Consider the following 22041-nt stretch of genomic DNA (forward strand, 5'->3'; position numbering starts at 1 on the left):
CCCCGAGCCAAGGCGAGATCAACCATGCGTGCCCTGTTTACCGTCCTGATCCTGTTAACCGCCACACCCGTCCTGTCCGAGGAAGACGCCATTGCCCGCGCGGCCGATGCGTATGCCCGCGGGAACCATGCCGAAGCGCTGAAGGTGATCGAACCCGCGGCCCGCGCCGGCGACCCCGAGGCGCAGGTTCTGCTGGGCACCGCTTATGACACGGGGCAGGGCAAGGATATCAGCCCAAGGCTTGCGCGCGACTGGTTTACGCGGGCAGCCGAGCAGGACAACGCCACCGCACAGCTTGCGCTGGCGCTGATGGCGCTGGATGGCCGCACGGGGATGCCTGCCGATCCCGTGGCAGCCGTGACCTGGCTGGAACGCGCGATGGCGCAAGGCGAGCCACGCGCCTTTCTGACCCGCGCGCGGATGTTGCTGGAGGGTATCGGTGCCCCGGCCAACCCCGCGGCGGGAGCAGCACTGCTGATCACCGCGCTTGAGCTGGGCGAACCGCAAGCGGCGATGGCCCTGGGCGATCTTTACGCACGCGGCGAAGGCGTGGCGCAGGATCTGGCAAAGGCGCGCGCGGCCTATGGCCGAGGCGCGCAGATGGGTCACGGCCCGGCCATGGCGCAACTGGCGGTGATGTACGAACTGGGGCAGGGCGGCCCGCCCGACCCGGCCGCCGCCTTCACGCTTTACCAGGAGGCGGTGAACCTGGGCGAGGCCAGCGCAGCGGTAAACCTGGCGCTGTTCATGCAGCAAACCGACGGTTACTGGACCGATCCGGCCCTGGCCTATGCCTATTGCCTTTGGGGCAGCCGCAACGCGGCGCCGAACTTGCGGGAACCTTATGAAACGCGCTGTGGCGCCTTGGCCGAGGGCTTGACGGCGCAGGAACGCACAGAGGGTGCCCGCCTTGCTGCGAGGTTCTAACCGTCGTCGGTAAAGCGCACCTTGCCGATAAAGGGCAGGTTGCGGTTGCGTTGCGCAAAGTCGATACCGTAACCCACGACGAATTCGTCGGGGATTTCGAACCCGGTCCAGTCCGCCTTGATCGGCGCCTCGCGGCGCGAAGGTTTGTCGAGCAGCGCAATGGTGCGCAGCTTGCGCGGCTTGCGCGCCTTGAGCAGGCCGATGACGTGAAACAGCGTGTGCCCGGTATCAACGATATCCTCGACCACCAGCACATCGCGCCCCTCGATCGCGCCGCGCAGATCCTTGAGGATCTTGACCTCGCGGCTCGACTCCATCGCGTTCCCATAGCTGGACGCCTCGAGAAAATCGACCTCGACGGCAAGGTCAAGTTCCCGCACGAGATCCGCGATGAAGACGAACGACCCGCGCAACAGACCGACAACCACCAGCTTGTCGGTATCCGAAAACTCATGCGCGATCTCGCGCGAAAGCTCTTCGATCCGCGCCGCGATCTGCTTGGCCGAGATCATTTCGTCGATGACATAAGGACGCGTAGGCATCTGTCCCCCTTGCTTTTTGTGGCGCAGAATACGAAATGAGGCCCCACTGTCACGACAAAAAGAGGCACCATGCCCACCCACGCCGAGACACGCACGCTGCCTTACACCGCGCAGCAGATGTACGACCTTGTCGCCGATGTGGCGGCCTATCCCCAATTCCTGCCCTGGTGTGCCGCGGCGCGCGTACGAAGCGTCACGCCCCGGCCTGACGGCAGCGAGGTGATGGAGGCGGACCTGGTGATCTCGTTCAAGGTGTTCCGTGAACGTTTCGGCAGCCGTGTCGTTCTGTGGCCGGACCAGAAAAAGATCGACACAGAATATCTTGACGGGCCTTTCAAATACATGAAATCCAATTGGGAATTCAAAGACGTGGAAGGCGGCGTTGATGTGTCTTTCTTCGTCGATTTCGAATTTCGCAACAAGCTGCTGCAAGGCGCGGCGAGCATGTTCTTTTACGAGGCAATGCAGCGGATCGTGCGCGCGTTCGAAGCGCGTGCACAAACCCTGCACGGGGCAGATAAAACATGAACATCACATCGGAACTCGCTGATTTTGCAGCAAATACGAAAGTCGAAGACGTACCATACGATGCGGCCCGCATGTTGCAACTGTCGCTGCTCGACTGGATCGCGGTGGGGCGCGCAGGCGCTGACGAACCGGTTTCCCGCATAACCCGTGACATGGTGCTTTCCGAGGGCGGCGCCGAACAGGCCGCCGTCTTCGGCACGGGGCGCAAATTGCCTGCCCGCGCCGCGGCGCTGAGCAATGGCACGACCAGCCACGCGCTGGACTATGACGATACGCATTTCGCACATATCGGCCATCCATCAGTCGCTGTCCTTCCTGCGGCACTGGCCGTTGCCCAAAATCTGGGCGCCAGCGGCGAGGCGTTCCGCCACGCCGCGCTCATAGGGATCGAAGCGTCGATCCGCGTCGGCGTCTGGCTGGGCCGCAATCATTACCAGACAGGCTTTCACCAGACCGCGACCGCAGGCGCCTTTGGCGCAGGCCTGGCCGCGGCGCGCCTGATGGGTCTGGGGGCAGGGGACATGGCCATGGTCCTGGGCTTGCTGGCCACCCGCGCAAGCGGCCTGAAGTCGCAGTTCGGCACAATGGGAAAGCCCTATAACGCCGGACTGGCCGCCGCCAATGGCGTCGAAGCCGCACAGTTGGTGGCGCGTGGGTTCGTGGCAAACCCCGAGGCGCTTGAGTCTGCGCAGGGGTTTGGCCCGACACATGCCGGCGAAAGCGTTAAGGCTGCCACGCAAGGCATTGGCAAGGAATGGCTTTTCAATAACGTCAGCCACAAGTTTCATGCCTGCTGCCACGGCCTTCATGCTGCGTTGGAAGCCCAGCACAGCCTGTTGCCTCTGACACCGGAACAGATCGTACGGATCACCGTGCACACGCATCCGCGCTGGATGAGCGTGTGCAACCAGCCTGCACCCGATACCGGACTGGGCGCCAAGTTCAGCTATGCAACCGTGCTGCCGATGCAGATCCTCGGCCACGACACCGCGCGCCTGGATAGCTATTCGGCCGAAGTTTGCGCCGGCGACGCATTGCGCGCGCTGCGCCGCAAGGTCGAAGTAGTTTCGGATGACAGCCTGAGCGAAACACAGGCGCGCGTTCGCATTTCATTGACGGACGCCGAGGTAGAGGCGGAACACGATCTGGACGCACCAATAAGCCTGACCGCGCGCGAGGAACGCCTGCGCGCCAAGGCCGACAGTCTGCTTGGTGCAGAACTGGCTGCAAGTATCTGGGATATCATCGAAAAAGGAGCAGAGCCGGACGCGATAGGCGCGAGCATTCAGCCCGGCTAAACCTCAATCCATTAGTCGCATAATCAGTATTATGTAAATATTAGATCACACCGAATGAGCCTCTGACCGCGTTGCTCGACAAACCATCGGCATCGGTATTAATCTCTTCCGACAGTTTTCCTGCCCCGTAACTTGTTCAACAAGCGGAACTTTCATGATCAGCAGCCGCTATCTTGATGCCCTTACAACGGCCACGTCCATCGAAGAGCTGTGGAGCCTGCACACCAACCGCATGGCAAGCTATGGCTTCGACAGACTTCTTTACGGCTTCACGCGCTATCGCTTTGGCAGTTCGCTGGGCGATCCGGATGACTTCGTGATCCTGACCAACCATCCCGACAGCTACACCGAAGGGTTCATTGGCGGCGGACTTTACAAGCACGCACCGATGACGAAATGGGCGCTCGAGAACGAAGGAAGCTGTAGTTGGCGTGCGATGGCTGAACGCATCGCCAAGAACAGCCTGACCCCCGAAGAGCGCGATGTCGTCATCTTCAACCTCTCGCACAAGGTGCATGCCGGATACTCGATCAGTTTCCGGTCCATCTCACCCCGGTCCAAGGGCGCCATCGCTCTGACCGCACGTCCCGACATGGTCCAGGACGATGTGGACGCCATCTGGGAAGAGCACGGCACCGACATAACGGTCATGAACAACATCGTGCATCTCAAGATCATGACCCTGCCCTACTACGGCGCCGCACGTGGCCTGACCAAGCGCCAGCGCGAGGTGCTGGAGTGGGTCGGCGACGGCAAGACGACCCAGGATATCGCCACGCTTCTGGGGCTGACTCCTGCCACGGTTGAAAAACACCTGCGACTGGCGCGCGAAGCGCTGAATGTCGAAACCACGGCCCAAGCCGTTCTCAAGGCTGCATTCCAGAACCAGATGTTCGTGCTTGAGCCCTGAAGCCCGTGAAAAAACTGTGAAACTCGCTGAGGTAGGGAATCCCCTACTTCCATGACGCGAGGTAAAGCGACAGTCTGACCATGTTCCGTGAGTGGTGGCGTTAAGCCATTGGAACTGTCGGGCCGGATCCTTGCGATTACAAGGCTCTCCGGCCCGCACCTCCGAAGGCGTATCTATGTTCGATGCGTTGTTCGGATAGCGTTGGGCCCTCTCATCCCCAATGTCTCGGGGTCCGGCGGTATTTCGGCCGGTGCCATTCCCGCAAGGGGATGGCACCGTGTCGGATTAATGAGTGACCGCGCCTGAATTACGGGCGCTTATGTATTAGTATTTACTAGTAATTTTTTAAATGGTTCCGGGTATCCGGGTTTGTTCGATCTAAGTGTGGTACCAGTAAAAAAACGGCTTCGTGCCGTTCGGTACGGGAAACGGCGCCGCCCTTTCGGGCGACGCCGTTTTCTTTTCTCGCGAATGCGTTAGGCGGTATCAGCCCTGCGCAGCCTTGGCGACCTCGGCGGCGAAGTCTTCTTTTTCCACCTCGATCCCCTCGCCCACTTCCAGGCGGACGAAACCGGTGATCGTCGCGCCGGCTTCCTTGGCGGCGGCTTCGACGGTCAGGTCAGGGTTCACGACGAAGTTCTGGCCAAGCAGCGTCACTTCGCTCAGGAACTTCTTCATGCGGCCTTCGATCATCTTTTCGATGACCTGCTCGGGCTTGCCGGATTCGCGCGCGATGTCGATCTGGACCTGGCGCTCTTTCTCGACGACGGACGGGTCCAGGTCTTCGGGCGACAGCGACGCCGGGTTCACGGCCGCGATGTGCATGGCGACCTGCTTGCCAAAGGCTTCGTCGCCGCCGGTCATTGCAACCAGCACGCCGATCTTGCCCATGCCTTCTCCGGCGGCGTTGTGGATGTAGGACACAACGGTTTCGCCTTCGATCTTGGCCATACGGCGCAGCGACATGTTTTCACCGATCGTCGCGATCTTGTCGGTGATGGTGTCCGCCACAGACTTGCCACCGATATCCGCGGATTTCAGCGCTTCGACATCGTCGGCGCCCATCGCGGCTTCGGCGATCTTGGCGACCATGCCCTGGAATTCGGCGTTCTTGGCGACAAAGTCGGTTTCTGCGTTCACCTCGACGGCAACGCCCTTGCCACCTTCGACCTTGACGGCGACAAGGCCCTCGGCCGCGGTGCGGCCCGATTTCTTCGCGGCTTTCGCCAGGCCCTTGGTGCGCAGCCAGTCAACGGCGGCTTCCATGTCGCCATCGGTTTCGGTCAGCGCCTTCTTGGCGTCCATCATGCCTGCGCCCGTCTTGTCGCGCAGTTCTTTCACCAGTGCAGCAGTGATCGCCATCTCGGGATCTCCCAATATCTCATTAAGGTTTCGGGACGCGCAGGTTGTGCCACGCGTCCCTTGTCGGTTTCACGACGCGCCGTGGCACGCCGATGCGAAAAATCAGGCCTCGGCCGCTTCTTCGCCGGCTTCGGCAGCGGCTTCTTCGACCGGTGCGGCTTCGAGAGCGCCCAGGTCGACGCCTGCGGCACCCAGCTGCGCCTGCATGCCGTCCAGAGCGGCGCGGGCGGCCAGATCGCAATAAAGCGCGATGGCACGGGCCGCGTCATCGTTGCCGGGGATGATGTAATCGACGCCGGCGGGGCTGCAGTTGGTGTCGACGACGGCCACGACGGGGATGCCCAGCTTGTTGGCTTCGGCAACAGCCAGTGCTTCTTTCTTGACGTCGATGACGAACAGCATGTCCGGCACGCCGCCCATTTCACGGATGCCGCCAAGCGATGCCTGCAGCTTCTGCTGGTCGCGCTCCATGTTCAGGCGCTCTTTCTTGGTGAGGCCTTCTGCTCCGGCTTCCATCTGCTCGTCGATCTGCTTGAGGCGGTTGATCGACTGCGAAACGGTCTGCCAGTTGGTCAGGGTGCCGCCCAGCCAGCGGTGGTTCATGTAGTACTGCGCGCATTTCTCGGCGGCGTCGGCGATCGGGCCGGCTGCCTGGCGCTTGGTGCCGACGAACAGCACGCGGCCACCCTTGGCGACGGTTTCGCGGATCGCGTTCAGCGCCGCGTCCAGCATCGGGACGGTCTGCGTCAGGTCGACAATGTGGATGCCATTGCGCGCGCCATAGATGAACTCGCCCATCTTGGGGTTCCAACGCTGCGTCTGGTGGCCGAAGTGAACGCCAGCTTCCAACAGCTGACGCATGGAGAACTCGGGAAGAGCCATGTCTTTTTCCTTTCCGGTTTGCGCCTTGGCGGGGGTGATAGCGCGGATGCGCCAACCGGTGGACCGTATGGGGATGTCTCCCCCAAGGGCCCGACCCCGCCTGCGGGATTAAGTGGCGCGCGTATACAGGCCGATTTCCCGATGCGCAACCCTGCAAGCGCGCAAAAAGCCTAGCGATGGCGAATCCTGCGCGATCTGACCCGCGTCGCACCGCGCAAAAGCAGCCCCAGCGCCACGCCAACGGCGATGGCAACGGCAAGATCGGCCAGCACGGTCAGCACAAGCGTGACCAGCAGCAACAGCAGTTCGGACCGGGGCAAGGCCAGATAGCCGCGCCACAGGTGGGGCTCGGACATGTTCCAGGCCGTCAGGATCAGCAAAGCCGCCAGCGCAGGCATCGCCAGCATGCCGGCCAGCGGCGCGGCAAAGCTGAGGATTGCCAGCACCACGAGCGCATGAACCATCCCGGCCACCGGTGTGCGCCCCCCTGCCCTGACATTCGTGGCGGTGCGCGCGATGGCGCCCGTCGCAGGCAATCCGCCGAACAGGGCCGATCCGATATTCGCCGCACCCTGCGCCATCAGTTCGGCATTGGGCCGGTGGCTGTCGCGGATCATGCGGTCTGCGACCATCGCGGACAGCAGCGACTCGATGGCGGCCAGGAATGCGATCAGAACCGCCGAGGGCAACATCTCGACCACCTTCGACAGTGCCGGCACTTCGAAATGGGGAACCGGCAGTCCGGCAGGCAGCGCGCCGAACCGGTCGGCGATGGTCTCAACCGGCCAATCCAGCAGCAGCGCCACCCCCGATCCAAGGCCAACCGCCACGATCAGGCCGGGAAAGGACGGCGCAAGCCGGCGCAACGCCACGATCAGACCGCCGGTCAGCGCGGCGATGGCCAGCGCTTCGGGGCCGAGCGTATCGCGCGCCTCCCACAGGGCGGCCAGCTTCGGCAGGAATTCGGCCGGAACCTCCGCCAGGCTCATCCCCAGCGCGTCCTTCAACTGGCTTGTCGCGATGATCACCGCGATCCCGATGGTGAACCCGTTGATCACCGGCTCCGGCACATAGGCGATCAACCGCCCCGCCCGTAACAGCGCCGCCGCCAGCAGGATGACGCCCGCCATGGCCGTGGCCAGCAACAGCCCGTCATAGCCGTGCGCCGCGATCACACCATGCACCACGACGATGAAGGCGCCGGTCGGCCCGCCGATCTGGACCCGGCTTCCGCCAAGCGCCGATATCAGGAAACCCGCGACAACGGCCGTCACCAGACCCTGCGCCGGCGTTCCGCCCGACGCGATGGCAATCGCGATCGACAGCGGGATCGCGACCATGGCGACGGTAAACCCGGCCGCCAGGTCCGATACCAGCGCCCGGCCACCATAACCCGGCAATGTCGACAGGATTTGCGGCTTCATGCCAGATCGTTAGACCCGCGCCGTATCCAGCGCAAGCCGCAGCAATGTCGCGCTTACAGGAACACCCGCTCGACGAACCAGAACGCCCCGACCCCGGCAATTGCCACCGAGGCCGGGATCGCCACGAAGCGTCGATAGCTTTCCAACTGGTCGACAAAGGTCACGGCCAGAACGCAAGCCAGGCACAGCGCCGCAAGCGGCCATAGGAATACCGGCGCTCCGGCCCCCATGTAATCGACGAAGCCAGGCCCATCGAGTGCAAAGCTGAGTGCGACGAATGCCAGCATCGCAATGCCATATCCGATTTGGGCCGGACGCAGGTCGGCCTCGCCCCGGTCGACGCGCTGCGCCAGCGCGACAATCAGGAAAGCGATTGCGATCACCGTCAACTGCCCGAACTCGACCCCGACATTGAACCCTATCAGCGCCGGGATGAACTGCCCCTCGGGCAAGCCGAACTCGCCCAGAACGCTGGCAAACCCCAACCCGTGCAGCAGGCCAAAGACGAAAATCACCGCTGGCCGCCACGGGTTCAGACCATGCGCAAAGATGTTTTCGACCGCGACATAGACGATCGAGGCTGCGATCAGCGGCTCGACGATGGACGCGGGCACATTGACCCACCCAAGCGCCCCCAGCGCCAGCGTGACGGTGTGTGCGAGGGTAAACGCCGATACCTGCCAGATCAGCGGCTTAAGATGCGTGGACAGAAAGAACAGCCCCAACACGAAAAGGATATGATCCAGCCCCTTGGGAAGGATGTGATCGAAACCCACGGGGATGTATTCGGCAAAGACGGCAATGCCGGCTTTCGGCGGGCCCTGCCCCGCCAACGGAATATCCGGGCTGGTTTCGCCGCCCGACAGATACCCCGTGAACGGCTCGTCCACCCCTTGCTGGCGCAGGATCAGCGCCCCGTTGCCCTGCCCCCATTGCAAGGTCACGGATTGCGCGCCGGCAGGCAGCTCGCCTGTCAGCACCACCTGCGACGGGCGCGGCAGGTCGACATTGCCGGGATCGCCCACGTCGACCGACTGCAATGCCAGCGGAATCGGCTGCTGACCTGCGCGCAAGGTGATATCTGCGGCAATCCCGGGCCAGGCCGCGCGCAACCTGTCGGCCATTTGCTCGGCGGGCAGCGCCCGCAACGCGTCATAGTCGCTCGCATTGTCTGCTTCATTGGTGTCTTCCAGGCCGTCAAGGTCGATACCGGCCACGAAAGCCTCGGCATTCAGACGCAGGCCAAGCGTCACCACCCCCTCTGACACCGAAAGATCGCCAATCGTCGGCTGCACCTCGTGTGCGCGGGCAGGAAGCGCCAAAAGCATCAGGACGCTTGACAGAACCAGCCACCGCGCCACTTTCGCCATCATGAAAACTCTTCGCGCCATACCTCTCGTTCCCTTCGTTCTTTTTGCGCTCGCGCTCCCCGCCGCTTCGCATGAGTTATGGATCGCTCCGTCGGAATATCAAGTTTCGTCAGATGCACCTGTCGTGGTCAACCTGCGCAACGGCCAAGGATTCGAAGGGATCGATCTCGCTTGGTTCGACAAGCGTATCTTGCGCTTCGACCGGCTGCAGAACGGGTCGGTCACGCCTGTCGAAGGGCGCTCTGGCGACATCCCGGCCGCCCGCATCGAAACCGCGGGTGACGGCCTGATCGTTCTTGTCTACGAAAGTGCGCCCAGCACCCTGACCTACAGTGAATGGGAGAAGTTCACGGATTTCGCAAAGCACAAGGACCTGGACGGAACGCTTGAATCCCATGCCGCCCGCGCCCTGCCGCAGACCGGGTTCAAAGAGGTGTATAGCCGCTACAGCAAGGCATTGATCGGCGCAGGCCAGGCGAAGGGTCAGGACCGGGCGTTCGGATTGGAGATCGAGTTCGTGGCGCTCGCCAACCCCTATACCGATCCGATGGACCAGGGACTTCCGGTGCAGGTCAACTATCGGGGAGAACCGCGCCGCGATGCGCAGATCGAGGTGTTCGAACGCGCGCCCACAGGCGCTGTGGCCATTTCCACGCTTCGGACAGACGATAACGGCCAGGCGACGATCCCTGTGAAGCCCGGCCATGAATACCTGCTGGATTCCGTCGGGATGCGCGAACCCGCGCCCGATCTCGCAAAGGACAAGGGCGCCGTTTGGGAATCGCTCTGGGCGGCGATGACGTTCCGCATCCCCGGCTGACGCGCGATCCCCCTTGCCGCCCGTGCGCGCCACGTGCATCAAGGAGGCATGACCAACCGCCCCGATATTCTGTGCATCGGTTCCGTGCTGTGGGACGTGATCGGCCGCTCGGCCAGCGTGATGCGCGCCGGATCGGACGTGCCCGGACGGATCACGCGGCTTCCGGGTGGTGTCGCTCTCAACATCGCGATGGCACTGGCGCGGTTCGGGTTGCGCCCGGCCCTGCTGTCCGCCGTCGGGCGCGATGCGGAGGGCGACGAACTTGTCGCCGCCTGTGCCGCGCTCAACCTCGAAACGGGGTATCTCTATCGCTCGGATGACCTGCCGACCGACCGCTACATGGCCGTCGAAGGCGCGAATGGCCTGATCGCGGCCATCGCCGATGCCCACTCGCTCGAAGCTGCGGGCGACAAGATCCTGCGCCCGTTGCTTGATGGCAGGCTCGGCACGGCGGAAACGCCATTCGGCGGTGTCGTCGCGCTTGACGGAAACCTGACCCAGTTCCTGCTGGAGCGCATCGCGACGGACCCTGCCCTTGCACAGGCCGATCTGAGGGTTGCGCCCGCCTCTCCGGGAAAGGCGGAACGGCTCATGCCGTTCCTGACCCATCCCCGTGCGGTGCTTTACGTCAACCTCGAAGAGGCGGGTCTGTTGGCCCAACGCAGTTTCGACGACAGCCAGGCCGCGGCGGAAACGCTGGTGGCGCGTGGGGCCAAGCGCGTCCTTGTGACCGATGGCGGAAAACCCGCCGCCGAGGCCGTGGCAGACGCGCCCACGCTCAGCCGGCAACCGCCCGAAGTGCTGGTCACCCGTGTCACCGGTGCCGGCGACACCTTCATGGCCGCCCATATCGCCGCCGAGCGCGAAGGCGCGGACCGCGCCGCGGCTCTGTCGCGCGCGTTGGAAGTTGCGGCCCAGTACGTATCAGGAGATACCAGCCTATGATCCGCCCCACCCTGTCACCCGAAGTCGCCGACGCGCTGGCAGATGGCCGCCCCGTGGTCGCGCTGGAAAGCACGATCATCACCCACGGGATGCCCTGGCCGCAGAACCTGGAAACCGCGCGGTTGGTCGAAGAAACCGTGCGGTCCGGTGGTGCGGTGCCGGCGACGATCGCGGTGATCGACGGGGTTCTCTACGCCGGGCTGACTGCCGAGCAGCTTGAAGCGCTGGCACGGGCGCAGGGCGTCGCGAAACTCAGCCGGGCCGACATCGCGGCCTGCATGGCGCAGGGCCGCACCGGGGCCACGACCGTGGCCGGCACGATGATCGGCGCGCATCTGGCCGGGATCGACGTGTTCGCCACCGGCGGCATCGGCGGTGTGCACAAAGGTGCCGAAGACAGTTTCGACATATCCGCCGATCTGCACGAGCTGGCCCGCACGCCCGTGACGGTGGTCGCGGCCGGGGCGAAAGCGATTCTCGACCTGCCCAAGACACTGGAGGTCCTGGAAACGCTGGGCGTTCCCGTCTTTGCCTATCGTCAGGACGACTTTCCGGCGTTCTGGTCGCGTTCCTCTGGATTGACAGCCCCCTTGCGCGCCGAAAGCCCGGCCGAAATCGCCGCCGCGCACCGCCTGCGTGGCGATCTCGGGCTGGACGGCGGTCAGCTGGTCGCGAACCCGATCAAGGCCGGGGATGAAATCCCCGCCGAAACCCTTGCCCCGATCATCGCTCAGGCACAGGCCGAAGCCGAGGCGCAGGGCATATCCGGCAAAGGGGTGACGCCCTTTCTGCTGCAACGGATTTTCGAACTTACCGACGGAAGGTCGCTTACTTCCAACATCGCTCTGGTGTTGAACAACGCGAGGCTGGGTGCTGAAATTGCGCGCGAACTGGCAACACCGGCGTTATCGGCCTGACGCCCACGATGCCGGATATTGTGGCCGGGCGGTTTAACGCCTAAATGACATAAAGGCTCAGCCGAGCCATGTAGGCCACAAATGAACACCCCATTCGAATTCAACGACCATCCCGAACCGCCGCGCAAGCCCGGTCTGTTCGCGCGGCTGCGGTCGTCTTTCCTGACCGGCCTTGTGGTCATCGCACCTGTCGGCCTGACGATCTGGCTGATCTGGACGGTCATCGGATGGGTCGACAGTTTTGTCCTGCCCTTCATCCCCGAGGCATATCAGCCTGACGTCGTGTTGCGCGCGTTGATCGGCGCCGAGCGTTATGCAAGCTGGATCGGCGACGACACCCAGCTCCATATCCGCGGCGTGGGCGTGGTCATCTTTCTTCTGTTCACCATCGTTGTCGGCTGGCTGGCCAAGGGGTTCATCGGGCGTTCGCTGATCCGCTGGGGCGAAGGGCTGGTGGACCGGATGCCGGTGGTGCGCTCGGTCTATAACGGGGTCAAGCAGCTTGCGGAAACCGTGTTCGCGCAGTCCGAAAGCAGCTTTGAAAAGGCCTGCCTGATCCAGTATCCACGCAAGGGCATCTGGGCGATCGGGTTCATTTCGACCACCGCCAAGGGCGAAATCGCCGGACGCGCGGAAACGGCCGGCGGGCTGCTGTCGGTCTTCGTCCCGACCACGCCCAACCCGACATCCGGTTTCCTGCTGTTCTTTCCCGAAGAGGATGTCGTCGAACTCGAGATGTCTGTCGAGGACGCGGCCAAGCTGGTGATCTCGGCCGGGCTTGTCTATCCGAATCCCAAAGATCCGACCAAACCACCCAAAAAGCCGTAACTTCGCGCCTTAAGCCATTGCCATAAATACGTTTTCGCAGAAAATGCGGCATTCACCTAGTCATACATCGCCTGAAGGTTGAGCGTTGCGCGCTTCCCAAGATCGGATTTGTGCGCGGCCAGAAACGCATCGGCTGCCGCCCTGCCCGCAGATTTCAGACGGCCGAGCAAGACTGGTCCGGGCGATAGCTTGGTCGCAACGGACAATTCGGTCATCAAGGCGTCATCGGCGATCATGTGAACGAGAACGTCCTTCATGCTGCCGGGTTTGATGTTGCCCGCGGCAAGCAGGCGTTTGACGAAACCGATCGCCCGCAATTCGCGCAGAAGTGAACTGTTAAAGCTGATCTCGTTGATGCGGTTGTGTATCTGCTGCGGGGTGATCGGCACTTCGCTTCGTTCCAGCGGGTTGATGCTGACGATCAGGATATCGTCGGGAAGATCCGGGTCGAAAAGCGGGAACAGCGCCGGATTGCCGGTGTATCCGCCATCCCAGAACGCTTCGGTCTTGCCGGTGTCCGGGTTCTCGATTTCGACCGCCTGGAACAGCGTGGGCAGGCAGGCCGAGGCCAGGATCGCATCGGGCGTGATATCGTCGCCGGTGAAAATGCGTATCTTGCCCGAATGCACGCTTGTTGCGCCAATAAAAAGACGGGGCCCGTCGGCGGCACATACGGCGTCATAATGAAAGCGTTCGGCCACCGTGCGCAGCGGATTGTCATAGAACGGCCCCAGCGCATAGGGCGATGAAAACCGCGCCGCCGCATCCGCCAGCGCAGATCCCACCGAATATTCCATCGCGCGCCCCAGAAAGGCCGTGGACGGTGCAAAGGCCAGCAACCACGCGGTCATCGGTGTCTCCTGCAGGGCTCCAAGCTGCTGCCAGAGCCAGTCGAGGTTCGCGCGCGCCCCGTCGCGCCCGCCTTCAAGCCAGCCGGATTTGAACGCAGCCCCGTTCATCGCGCCGGCCGATGTGCCTGAAATCCCTGCGATTTCTATGTCTTCGTCATCCAGCAGGCGGTCGAGCACACCCCAGGTAAAGGCGCCATGCGCGCCGCCCCCTTGCAGCGCAAGGTTAATGCGAATGGGCTTGGCCAAGCTGTCTTCTCCTCGATGGTTTTTCTCGTTTGCGCCTGCACGCACGCCTTTTGCGCGCATTTTATGTTTCCATACGCGCACTGGCTGTTTATCGTCAGAGGTGCCTTGCATCAAATCTAACCTGACTCTGAGGAATATCCATGCAAACACCAAAGACCATCACCGATTGCCTGATCGTCGGCGCCGGCCCTGCCGGACTGCAGGCGGCCTATTTCCTCGAGAAAAAGGGCATCGGCTTTCACATCCTCGAACGCGGCAAGGTCGGACAGTTCTTTCGCCAGTTCCCCCGCCACAGGATGCTGATTTCGATCAACAAGGTGAATACCGGTCTGTCCTCGCCCGACACGAAACTGCGGTTTGACTGGAACAGCCTCCTGAACGATGAAGGCCAGCTTTTCACGGATGTCAGCCGGCGCTATTTCCCCAATGCAGACGATTACGTCGGCTACCTCGACGCGTTCGCGGACCGTTTTGCCGACCGCATAACATGCGGCGTCAAAGTCGAACGCATCGCCAAAGAGGGCGATCTCTTCGCTGTCGAAACCGACGACGGCACGACACATCATGCCCGCACGGTGATCGTGGCGACCGGCGTGTCGCGCCCGTGGGATGCCGATATCGAAGGTATCGACCTGGCCGAGCAATATTACGATTTCGACACCACGCCCGAACGGTTCCGCGACAAGCGCGTGGCGATCCTTGGCAAGGGAAATTCGGCGTTCGAAACAGCGGATTCCCTGGTCGAAGAGGCGCAGGCCATCCACGTCATCAGCCCCAACCCGGTCAAGTTCGCCTGGAACACGCATTTCGTGGGCAATCTGCGCGCGGTGAACAACAATTTCCTCGATACCTATCAGCTCAAATCGCAAAACGCCGTGGTCGACGGGGCCGTGACGAAGATCGTGAAGGAAGGTGACGGGCTGACGGTTCATGTCGCCATGACCGCGGCCGAAGGTCACGAGATCGTCCTGCATTACGACCATGTCATCGCCTGCACCGGATTCCGGTTCGACGACAGCATTCTCGACCCCGCGATCCGCCCCGAGATGCGGCACATGGGCAAGTTCCCGGCCATGACCGAGCAATGGGAAAGCGAGGCCGCACCGGGCCTGTTTTTCGCAGGCACGATCATGCAATGCCGGGATTTCAAGAAAACCATGTCCGGCTTTGTGCACGGGTTCCGTCACAACGTGAAATGCCTGTCCGAGTTCGTGGCGAACCGCGTCACCGGGGCACCCTACCCCCACAGCACCGCCCCGCTTGCGCAGGAATCGTTGACAGCCACGCTGATCGACCGGATCAGCACGGCGTCCGGCATGTTCCTGCAGCCGTCCTTCCTGGGCGATGTGGTCGTGCTCGATGGCCCGGACGCCGGCGCGCATTACATCGACGTGCCGATGCACTGGGCGGACCGGGCCGACGAGTTCAAGGGCCGCACGGTTCTGCGCGTGACGCTGGAATTCGGCAATTTCGGCCCCAACCCGATGCATGTGAAGCGCGCCCACACCACCGACGGGGACGAGGCCGATCCCTTCATCCATCCCGTGCTGCGGCTTGTCCGCGATGGCGAGGTTCTGGTCCAGGCGCATCTGTCAGATCACCTGGACAGCGACTGGCGCGCGCCCGAAGCCAAGGACAAGGGCGCCGGCACAGTGCAGCGCATGACCTATGTCGATGCCGGGCAGACCCTGTCCGGCAACGAGGTGGCGAAACGGCAGATCGACGCGTTCTTCCGGCGCGCGGGCCTATTCACGCAAACGCCCGAAGCGATCCCCGCGCAATAAGACCGGCGGGCGCGGCCTGGCGGTCGCGCCCCGCCCCTGTCACAGCGCGGTCCAGCCGCCATCCACGCTGATCGTGGTGCCGGTAATCTGGTCTGCTGCCGACGAACACAGGAACACCGCCGTTCCGCCGATCTGTTCGACCGTGGCGAATTCCTTGGACGGCTGCCGTTCCAGGATGACCTTCTGGACGGCCTCTTCCTCGGTCATGCCGTATTTCTCGGCGGTGTCGGGGATCTGCGCCTCGACCAGCGGCGTCTTGACGTAGCCGGGGCAAATGGCGTTGCAGGTGATGTCCTCCTGCGCGGTTTCCAGCGCGGTGACCTTGGTCAGGCCGACAACCCCGTGCTTGGCCGCGACATAGGCCGATTTGTAGGGCGACGCGGTCAGGCCGTGGGCCGACGCGATATTCACGATCCGGCCCCACCCTGCCTTGCGCATCATCGGCAGTGCGGCAGCGGTGCAGTGAAAGGCCGACGACATGTTGATCGCGATGATCGCGTCCCACTTCGCGGTGGGGAAATCCTCGATCGGGCTGACATGCTGGATGCCCGCGTTGTTGACCAGGATATCGCAGGCGCCCGCCTTTTCGATCAGCGCGCGGCATTCATCGGGTTTGGACATGTCGGCCTGTATGTAGCGCGCCTCCACATCGAATTCAGCGGCCAGATCTTCCGCCAGCTTGTGATCTTCCTTGGTGTCGGTGAAGGAGTTCAGCACGATATTCGCGCCGGCGCGCGCAAGTTCACGCGCGACCCCCAGCCCGATACCCGAGTTCGATCCGGTGATGATGGCAGTCTTTCCTGCAAAGCTCATGAATGGCTCCTTGTCTGGATTCGGCGCCATCCTGGCATTCTGCACCTGCAAAAGGAACCGATACACGGATCACGACCGCGTAAAAAAAAAACGCCGGCACAAGGCCGGCGTTCAGTTATTGAGGCAGGTTTCATACAGGCAAGAAACCTATCGAGCAGTGCTCTCTTTATAAGCAATCCGCTGCGCGACTCCAAGCTAAAAGTTTGAAAAGCAATGAATCCACGGCTACGGTCACCGCCAAGAAAACAAGGGCAGAGCAGGATTGTTGCAGAAATGCGGTCTATATTTTTCCGTAAATCCCGGGCCGCCGTTATCGCCGCAGCCTTTGTTTTGCAGGCCGCAACGGGAATCGCGGAACCCGCCCATGGCATCGCTATGTATGGCGCACCCCAGCTACCACCCGATTTTGTGTCTTTGCCCTATGCGAACCCGGATGCCCCCAAGGGCGGGCGCCTGATCGAGGGCAATACCGGCGGGTTCGATTCGCTCAACCCTTTCCTGCGCAAGGGCACGGTACCGTGGCAGTTGCGTTTTTATGCCTATGAATCGCTGATGGCGCGAAATTGGGACGAACCCTTCGCTTTGTACGGCCTTTTGGCCGAATCGGTCGAGATCGCCGATGACCGGTCCTGGGTGGAATTCACGCTCCGCCCCGAGGCCCGATTCTCGGATGGCAACCCCGTCACGGTCGAGGATGTGATCTGGTCGTACGAGACCTTGGGCACGGTGGGGCATCCCCGTTACCTGGGCTTCTGGACGCAGGTCGACAGGATCGAACAGACCGGCCCGCGCAGCGTGCGCCTGACATTCGATGGCAACAACCGCGAGCTGGCCTTGATCGCCGGACTCCGGCCGATCCTGAAAAAGGCGCAATGGGCGGGCCGCGATTTCACCGACGGCACGATCGACGACATTCCCATCGGAACCGCGCCCTACGTCGTCACCGATTTCGAACCGGGCCGGTTCGTCACGCTGACCCGCGATCCCGATTACTGGGGCGCCGATCTGCCGATCCGACGCGGCACCGCGAACCTCGACGAGATACGGATCGAGTTTTTCGGCGACGAGAACGTGATGTTCGAAGCGTTCAAGGCCGGTGTTCTGAATTTCTACCGGGAATCGAACGCCGAGAAATGGGCCACGCAGTATGATTTTCCCGCCGTGCAGTCGGGCAAGGTCGTCCTGTCGGAAATTCGCCACGAACGCCCGACCGGGATGACAGGATTCGTCATGAACACGCGCCGCCCGCAACTGGCCGACTGGCGGGTGCGCGAGGCGCTGATCCTTGCCTTCAACTTTCCCTATATCAACGGCACCGTGACCGGCGGCCGCCAGCCGCGCATCACCTCGTATTTCGCCAATTCCGATCTTGCCATGCGGCCCGGCCCGGCCGAGGGGCGCGTCCGCGATCTTCTGGCCCCCTTTGCCGATGCGCTGCCACCGGGTGCGCTCGACGGCTATGCCCTGCCCGAAGGCGATGCGTCGCCGCGCAATCGGCGTGACCTGCGGCGGGCGGTCGATCTGCTGGAACAGGCCGGCTGGACAGTGCAGGACGGCATCCTGCGCAATGCAGAAGGCGCCGCTTTCCAGATCGAGGCGGTTCTGCGCCAGGGCGACAAGCGCATGGAATCGGTCTTGCAGATCTATACCCAGTCGCTTGAGCGGTTGGGGATTTCGCTGACGATCCGCAGCATCGACAATGCCCAGTTCACCGAACGCGAGGCCGCGACCGATTTCTATATCATGCCGTTCCGGCGTGACCTGTCGCTCAGCCCCGGCACCGAACAGCGTCTATACTGGGGCTCGGACGGCGCGGACCGGGACGGCACCCGCAACCTGATGGGCGTCCAAAGCCCGGCGCTCGACGCGATGATCGACGCGCTGCTGACCGCCGAAAGCCCCGCGGATTTCACCGCCGCCGCCCGTGCGCTGGATCGGGTGCTGATGGCGGGCCGGTTCGTCATTCCGATCTGGACCACGTTGACCGACCGCGTGGCCCATGCCGGAAACTTGAAATTTCCCGAAAATACGCCGATATATGGCGACAGGATCGGCTGGATGCCCGATGTCTGGTGGTCCGAAGAATAACAGGCGAACGAAGGCAGAGCAGAGATGAAAATCGCAAGGCAAATGGCGCTTGTGGCAACCGTGGCCCTGTTGGCCGGCTGCGCCACGATTGACGGTGTCGGTCAGGATATTTCCGGCGCCGCGCGCACCGTGCAAACCTGGTTCTGAGGCGGCGTCAGACCAGCGACGTGACCCACAGGATCGTCGCGTCTTCCTGGCTGACCGAGATCACGTTGTGACCCATCGCAGCGTCGTAATAGGCGCTGTCGCCCCGGCGCATTTCGACGGGTTCGTAAAACTCGGTATACAGGCGGATCACGCCGGTAAGGACATACAGGAACTCTTCGCCATCGTGGCGCACCCATCCGTCGAATTCATCCATCGACCGCGCCCGCACCCGCGCGCGGTAGGGCAGCATCTTCTTCTTGGTCAGGCTTTCGGCCAGCAACTCGTGCTCGTAGGTGGCGGTGGCATGCGCGGACCCGTCATCGGATTTCGTCACCACCATGCGCCCGTTGATCTGGTCGCGCTGCGGCGGAGTGAAAAGCTGCGGCACCGAAATCGCAAGTCCCGTGGCCAGCTTCTTCAACGCCTCGTAGGTGGGTGACATCTGGCCGTTCTCGATCTTGGACAGCGTCGAGCGCGCCAATCCCGCCCGCGCGGCGGCCTGTTCCAGTGTCCAGTCGCGCGCCTTGCGCAATTCGCGTACCCGGCTGCCAAGGTCGAGCGGCTCTGCCGCCTCGTCCTCGCCGGTTGCCCGCGCGATGCGGATCAGGGCCTTGGGATCTCTTTCGGTCATGGCGCTGCTATAAGCGGCCACCACGGGCCTTGCAACTGCGCGCGCGCGGGCCTAACCCAATGGCCATGCTGTCCATATTCGACAATGGCGCGCCCGCGCCCTGCCCCAACCCGTTCAACATGGCCGCCCATGTGCTGGCCCATGCCGATGACCTGCCCGACAAGATCGCGCTGGCGGTGTTGTCGCCCAGCGGGGCCGACCGCTGGAGCTATGCCAAGCTTGCGGCGGCCGTGCGCGGCACCGGCACCGGGCTGTTGCAGGCCGGGTTCGCACCGGGCGACATCCTGCTGATGCGGCTGGGCAATACGGTGGAATTTCCCATCGCGTATCTGGGCGCGATCGCCGTCGGGCTGATCCCGGTGCCCACCTCTAGCCAGCTGACCGCCCCCGAAATCAAAAAGATGATCGCCGGGCTGAAACCTGCGGGCATCCTGCGCGATGCGGGCGTGCCTTGCCCGGACGATCCCGGCGTGCCGGTCATCGGCACCGACGCGCTGGAACAGATGCGCACCCTGCCGCCCTGCGACTACGCCATGGGCGATCCCGACAGGCTGGCCTATATCGTCTACACCTCGGGCACGTCGGGGCTGCCCCGCGCGGTTTGTCACGCGCACCGCGCGATCTGGGCAAGGCGGATGATGCATGACGGCTGGTATGGCCTGGGACAGGACGACCGGCTGCTTCATGCGGGCGCTTTCAACTGGACCTTCACCCTGGGCACCGGCCTGATGGACCCGTGGAGCGTCGGCGCCACCGCGCTGATTCCGGCCAAGGGCGTCGGCCCCGAAGCCCTGCCTTTGCTGCTGAAACGGCATGACGCCACGATCTTTGCCGCCGCGCCGGGCGTCTACAGGAAGATCCTGAACCATCACGACCAGATCGCCCTGCCCCGCCTGCGCCACGGTCTGGCGGCGGGAGAGAAGCTGTCCGACAGCATCCGCAAGCACTGGAACGACGCCACCGGCACCCGAATCTACGAAGCCTACGGCATGTCGGAATGTTCGACCTTCATTTCCGGCAGCCCCGCGCACCCGTCTCGCCCTGGCATGCTGGGCCAGCCGCAGCAGGGCCGCCGCGTCGCGATCGTGAACGAGCAAGGCCAGCCCGTCGAAATGGGCGCGGCCGGTACGATTGCCGTCGCGACGACCGATCCGGGCCTGATGCTGGGCTATCTCGGCGCCGAGGCGGAAACGGCGTCCCGGATACGCAACGGATGGTTCCTGACCGGGGACCAGGGCCATATGGAGAAGGATGGCCAGATCGCCTATCACGGGCGCGACGACGACATGATGAACGCAGGCGGCTACCGCGTATCACCGCTGGAGGTCGAGGCGGCCCTGCTGGCCCATCCCGGCATCACCGAGGCCGGCGCCACGGATATCGAGGTGAAAGAGGACGTGCGCCTGATCGCCGCCTTCTACACCGGGCCGGCCGACATCCCCGAAGAAGACCTGCGCGCCTGGTGCGAAGAACGGCTTGCCCGCTACAAGCAGCCCCGCATCTTCCGGCGCCTCGACAGCCTGCCGACGAACCCGAACGGAAAACTGCAGCGCAAGGCCCTGAAACCGCTGGCCTGATGCGCCTGCGCTTTTCTTCCCGGCACACGCCTGATACCCAGACAGGACGCGAAAGAGGCCCTGAATGATCAAGCTCGACATATTCTCGGATCCGATCTGCCCGTGGTGCTATATCGGCAAGACGCGGCTGGACCGTGCGCTGGAACAGCGCCCGGATCATCCCTTCACGATCGAGTGGCATCCCTTCCAGCTCAATCCCGACATGCCGCGCGAGGGGATGGACAGGCGCGCCTATCTCGAGGCCAAGTTCGGCGGGAAAGACGGCGCCGTACGCGCGTATATGCCCGTGGTCGAACATGCCGAACAAGCCGGACTCAAGATCGATTTCGAAGCGATCCAGCGCACGCCGAACACGCTCGATGCACATCGCCTGATCCATTGGGCGGGGATCGAGGGGCGGCAGACCTTTGTCGTCAGCGCGCTGTTCCGGGCCTATTTCATCGAAGGCCGCGACATCGGCGACCACGAGGTTCTGGCCGATATCGCCGACAGCGCCGAGATGGATGCAGGCGTGATCCAGCGCCTGCTTGCCTCGGACGCGGATGTTCAGAACATTCGCGACCGCGATGCTGCCGCCCGCGAAATGGGCATCAACTCGGTTCCGACTTTTATCGTCAACCGCCAGCACGCCGTGCCGGGGGCACAACCGACCGAACTGTGGCTCAAGGTGATGGACGAGATCAGCGAACAGGTTCAACAGGGCGACTGAACCACGCGTCAAAACGCCCGCAGGACTTGCCGATGCTGGACCTTTGTCGCCAGGTTTGCGAATGGATCGGGCATAAGGAAAGCCGGAGGGCCCCATGAACACCGAAGCCGCAAAGGTCATTATCGGCGCGCTCGTCACCGTTGTGGCAATGGGCACGGTGTTCTTTCACCTCGTCGAAGGCTGGAGCTGGCTGGATTCCTATTTCTTCACGGTCGTCACCCTATCGACCGTCGGGTATGGCAATCTGGTGCCGGTCACGCCACTTGGAAAGATCGCAACCACCGTCCTGATCTTTGCCGGTTTGGGAATTTTCGCCGCAGCGATCCAGCATTTTTCCAACATCACGATTTCCAACCGTCTTAGAAAAAGACGGGCGGAGCGTGAAAAGCAACGCGCCGCCACCGACGAGGATCAGGCCGGCTGAACCCCTGGTGGTTTCCGC

22 protein-coding genes are annotated in these 22041 nt (G+C 63.0%); 14 read left to right on the forward strand and 8 right to left on the reverse strand.

Features of this window, described 5'->3' with window-relative positions:
* Nucleotides 1-24: 24 nt before the first annotated feature.
* Nucleotides 25-927 (forward strand): tetratricopeptide repeat protein, encoded by a 903-nt coding sequence (locus BLT50_RS01935; RefSeq protein ID WP_090025946.1) that lies wholly within the window; start codon nucleotides 25-27, stop codon nucleotides 925-927.
* Here the strand turns inward: BLT50_RS01935 and hpt are convergent.
* The gene (hpt, locus tag BLT50_RS01940; protein WP_090025948.1) at nucleotides 924-1469 is read right to left on the reverse strand and encodes a hypoxanthine phosphoribosyltransferase; all 546 of its coding nucleotides are present in this window, start codon (nucleotides 1467-1469) and stop codon (nucleotides 924-926) included. The two genes, BLT50_RS01935 and hpt, sit on opposite strands and share 4 nt — an antisense overlap.
* 69 nt (nucleotides 1470-1538) lie before the next feature.
* Here hpt and BLT50_RS01945 point away from each other — a divergent pair, with 69 nt between their 5' ends.
* The 3 genes from BLT50_RS01945 (at nucleotide 1539) to BLT50_RS01955 (ending at nucleotide 4205) form a co-directional block, all read left to right on the forward strand.
* Entirely contained in the window at nucleotides 1539-1997 is a 459-nt protein-coding gene (locus tag BLT50_RS01945; protein WP_090025950.1) for a type II toxin-antitoxin system RatA family toxin, read from the forward strand.
* On the forward strand, nucleotides 1994-3295 hold the full coding sequence (locus BLT50_RS01950) for an MmgE/PrpD family protein (RefSeq protein WP_090025952.1): 1302 nt from the start codon (nucleotides 1994-1996) through the stop codon (nucleotides 3293-3295). The genes BLT50_RS01945 and BLT50_RS01950 overlap by 4 nt, the downstream gene beginning before the upstream one ends.
* A 154-nt stretch (nucleotides 3296-3449) precedes the next feature.
* On the forward strand, nucleotides 3450-4205 hold the full coding sequence (locus BLT50_RS01955; protein ID WP_090025954.1) for a LuxR family transcriptional regulator: 756 nt from the start codon (nucleotides 3450-3452) through the stop codon (nucleotides 4203-4205).
* Between the two features lie 486 nt (nucleotides 4206-4691).
* Here BLT50_RS01955 and tsf read toward each other — a convergent pair whose 3' ends face one another.
* The 4 genes from tsf to BLT50_RS01975 form a co-directional block, all read right to left on the reverse strand.
* Nucleotides 4692-5567, reverse strand: coding sequence for a translation elongation factor Ts (gene tsf / locus BLT50_RS01960; protein ID WP_090025956.1), 876 nt, complete (start codon nucleotides 5565-5567; stop codon nucleotides 4692-4694).
* 102 nt (nucleotides 5568-5669) lie between these two features.
* Nucleotides 5670-6449, reverse strand: coding sequence for a 30S ribosomal protein S2 (rpsB, locus tag BLT50_RS01965; RefSeq protein WP_090025958.1), 780 nt, complete (start codon nucleotides 6447-6449; stop codon nucleotides 5670-5672).
* A gap of 170 nt (nucleotides 6450-6619) precedes the next feature.
* The gene (locus tag BLT50_RS01970; protein ID WP_090025960.1) at nucleotides 6620-7873 is read right to left on the reverse strand and encodes a SulP family inorganic anion transporter; all 1254 of its coding nucleotides are present in this window, start codon (nucleotides 7871-7873) and stop codon (nucleotides 6620-6622) included.
* A 53-nt stretch (nucleotides 7874-7926) separates the two neighbouring features.
* Nucleotides 7927-9246, reverse strand: coding sequence for a HupE/UreJ family protein (locus BLT50_RS01975; RefSeq protein WP_342706684.1), 1320 nt, complete (start codon nucleotides 9244-9246; stop codon nucleotides 7927-7929).
* On the opposite strand from BLT50_RS01975, the gene BLT50_RS01980 reads away from it, so the two are divergent.
* The 4 genes from BLT50_RS01980 (at nucleotide 9245) to BLT50_RS01995 (ending at nucleotide 12753) form a co-directional block, all read left to right on the forward strand.
* Nucleotides 9245-10063: a DUF4198 domain-containing protein gene (locus BLT50_RS01980; protein WP_090025964.1), complete on the forward strand. Its 819-nt coding sequence runs from the start codon at nucleotides 9245-9247 to the stop codon at nucleotides 10061-10063. The two genes, BLT50_RS01975 and BLT50_RS01980, sit on opposite strands and share 2 nt — an antisense overlap.
* Nucleotides 10064-10111: 48 nt before the next feature.
* The gene (locus BLT50_RS01985) at nucleotides 10112-11008 is read left to right on the forward strand and encodes a PfkB family carbohydrate kinase (protein WP_090025966.1); all 897 of its coding nucleotides are present in this window, start codon (nucleotides 10112-10114) and stop codon (nucleotides 11006-11008) included.
* The gene (locus BLT50_RS01990; RefSeq protein WP_090025968.1) at nucleotides 11005-11925 is read left to right on the forward strand and encodes a pseudouridine-5'-phosphate glycosidase; all 921 of its coding nucleotides are present in this window, start codon (nucleotides 11005-11007) and stop codon (nucleotides 11923-11925) included. The genes BLT50_RS01985 and BLT50_RS01990 overlap by 4 nt, the downstream gene beginning before the upstream one ends.
* 81 nt (nucleotides 11926-12006) lie before the next feature.
* The gene (locus tag BLT50_RS01995; RefSeq protein ID WP_090025970.1) at nucleotides 12007-12753 is read left to right on the forward strand and encodes a DUF502 domain-containing protein; all 747 of its coding nucleotides are present in this window, start codon (nucleotides 12007-12009) and stop codon (nucleotides 12751-12753) included.
* Between the two features lie 56 nt (nucleotides 12754-12809).
* Here BLT50_RS01995 and BLT50_RS02000 read toward each other — a convergent pair whose 3' ends face one another.
* Nucleotides 12810-13850, reverse strand: coding sequence for a patatin-like phospholipase family protein (locus BLT50_RS02000; protein ID WP_245723254.1), 1041 nt, complete (start codon nucleotides 13848-13850; stop codon nucleotides 12810-12812).
* A 140-nt stretch (nucleotides 13851-13990) separates the two neighbouring features.
* Here BLT50_RS02000 and BLT50_RS02005 point away from each other — a divergent pair, with 140 nt between their 5' ends.
* Nucleotides 13991-15634 (forward strand): NAD(P)-binding domain-containing protein, encoded by a 1644-nt coding sequence (locus BLT50_RS02005; protein WP_090025974.1) that lies wholly within the window; start codon nucleotides 13991-13993, stop codon nucleotides 15632-15634.
* A gap of 39 nt (nucleotides 15635-15673) precedes the next feature.
* Here BLT50_RS02005 and BLT50_RS02010 read toward each other — a convergent pair whose 3' ends face one another.
* On the reverse strand, nucleotides 15674-16447 hold the full coding sequence (locus BLT50_RS02010) for a 3-hydroxybutyrate dehydrogenase (protein WP_090026994.1): 774 nt from the start codon (nucleotides 16445-16447) through the stop codon (nucleotides 15674-15676).
* Nucleotides 16448-16720: 273 nt separating this feature from the next.
* Between BLT50_RS02010 and BLT50_RS02015 the strand changes: the two genes are divergently transcribed.
* Together BLT50_RS02015 and BLT50_RS02020 are read left to right on the forward strand one after the other, a co-directional pair.
* Nucleotides 16721-18535 (forward strand): extracellular solute-binding protein, encoded by a 1815-nt coding sequence (locus tag BLT50_RS02015; RefSeq protein ID WP_090025976.1) that lies wholly within the window; start codon nucleotides 16721-16723, stop codon nucleotides 18533-18535.
* A 24-nt stretch (nucleotides 18536-18559) separates the two neighbouring features.
* Complete coding sequence (locus BLT50_RS02020; protein WP_139170456.1) at nucleotides 18560-18682, forward strand: entericidin EcnA/B family protein; 123 nt, start codon at nucleotides 18560-18562, stop codon at nucleotides 18680-18682.
* A 7-nt stretch (nucleotides 18683-18689) separates the two neighbouring features.
* On the opposite strand, the gene BLT50_RS02025 is transcribed toward BLT50_RS02020, so the two are convergent.
* A complete protein-coding gene (locus BLT50_RS02025) occupies nucleotides 18690-19313 on the reverse strand; it encodes a helix-turn-helix domain-containing protein (protein WP_090025980.1) in 624 nt (207 codons plus the stop codon).
* A 65-nt stretch (nucleotides 19314-19378) separates the two neighbouring features.
* Here BLT50_RS02025 and BLT50_RS02030 point away from each other — a divergent pair, with 65 nt between their 5' ends.
* The 3 genes from BLT50_RS02030 to BLT50_RS02040 all read left to right on the forward strand — a co-directional run bounded on the left by BLT50_RS02030 (nucleotide 19379) and on the right by BLT50_RS02040 (nucleotide 22023).
* Complete coding sequence (locus tag BLT50_RS02030) at nucleotides 19379-20890, forward strand: class I adenylate-forming enzyme family protein (protein ID WP_090026996.1); 1512 nt, start codon at nucleotides 19379-19381, stop codon at nucleotides 20888-20890.
* A 64-nt stretch (nucleotides 20891-20954) separates the two neighbouring features.
* Nucleotides 20955-21599 carry a DsbA family oxidoreductase gene (locus BLT50_RS02035; RefSeq protein WP_090025982.1) on the forward strand — a complete coding sequence of 215 codons (645 nt, stop codon included), beginning with the start codon at nucleotides 20955-20957 and terminating at the stop codon, nucleotides 21597-21599.
* 94 nt (nucleotides 21600-21693) lie between these two features.
* A complete protein-coding gene (locus BLT50_RS02040) occupies nucleotides 21694-22023 on the forward strand; it encodes a potassium channel family protein (protein ID WP_090025985.1) in 330 nt (109 codons plus the stop codon).
* Nucleotides 22024-22041 lie beyond the last annotated feature (18 nt).

The sequence above is a fragment of the Lutimaribacter saemankumensis genome (genome assembly GCF_900100005.1).
Lineage (GTDB): Bacteria > Pseudomonadota > Alphaproteobacteria > Rhodobacterales > Rhodobacteraceae > Lutimaribacter > Lutimaribacter saemankumensis.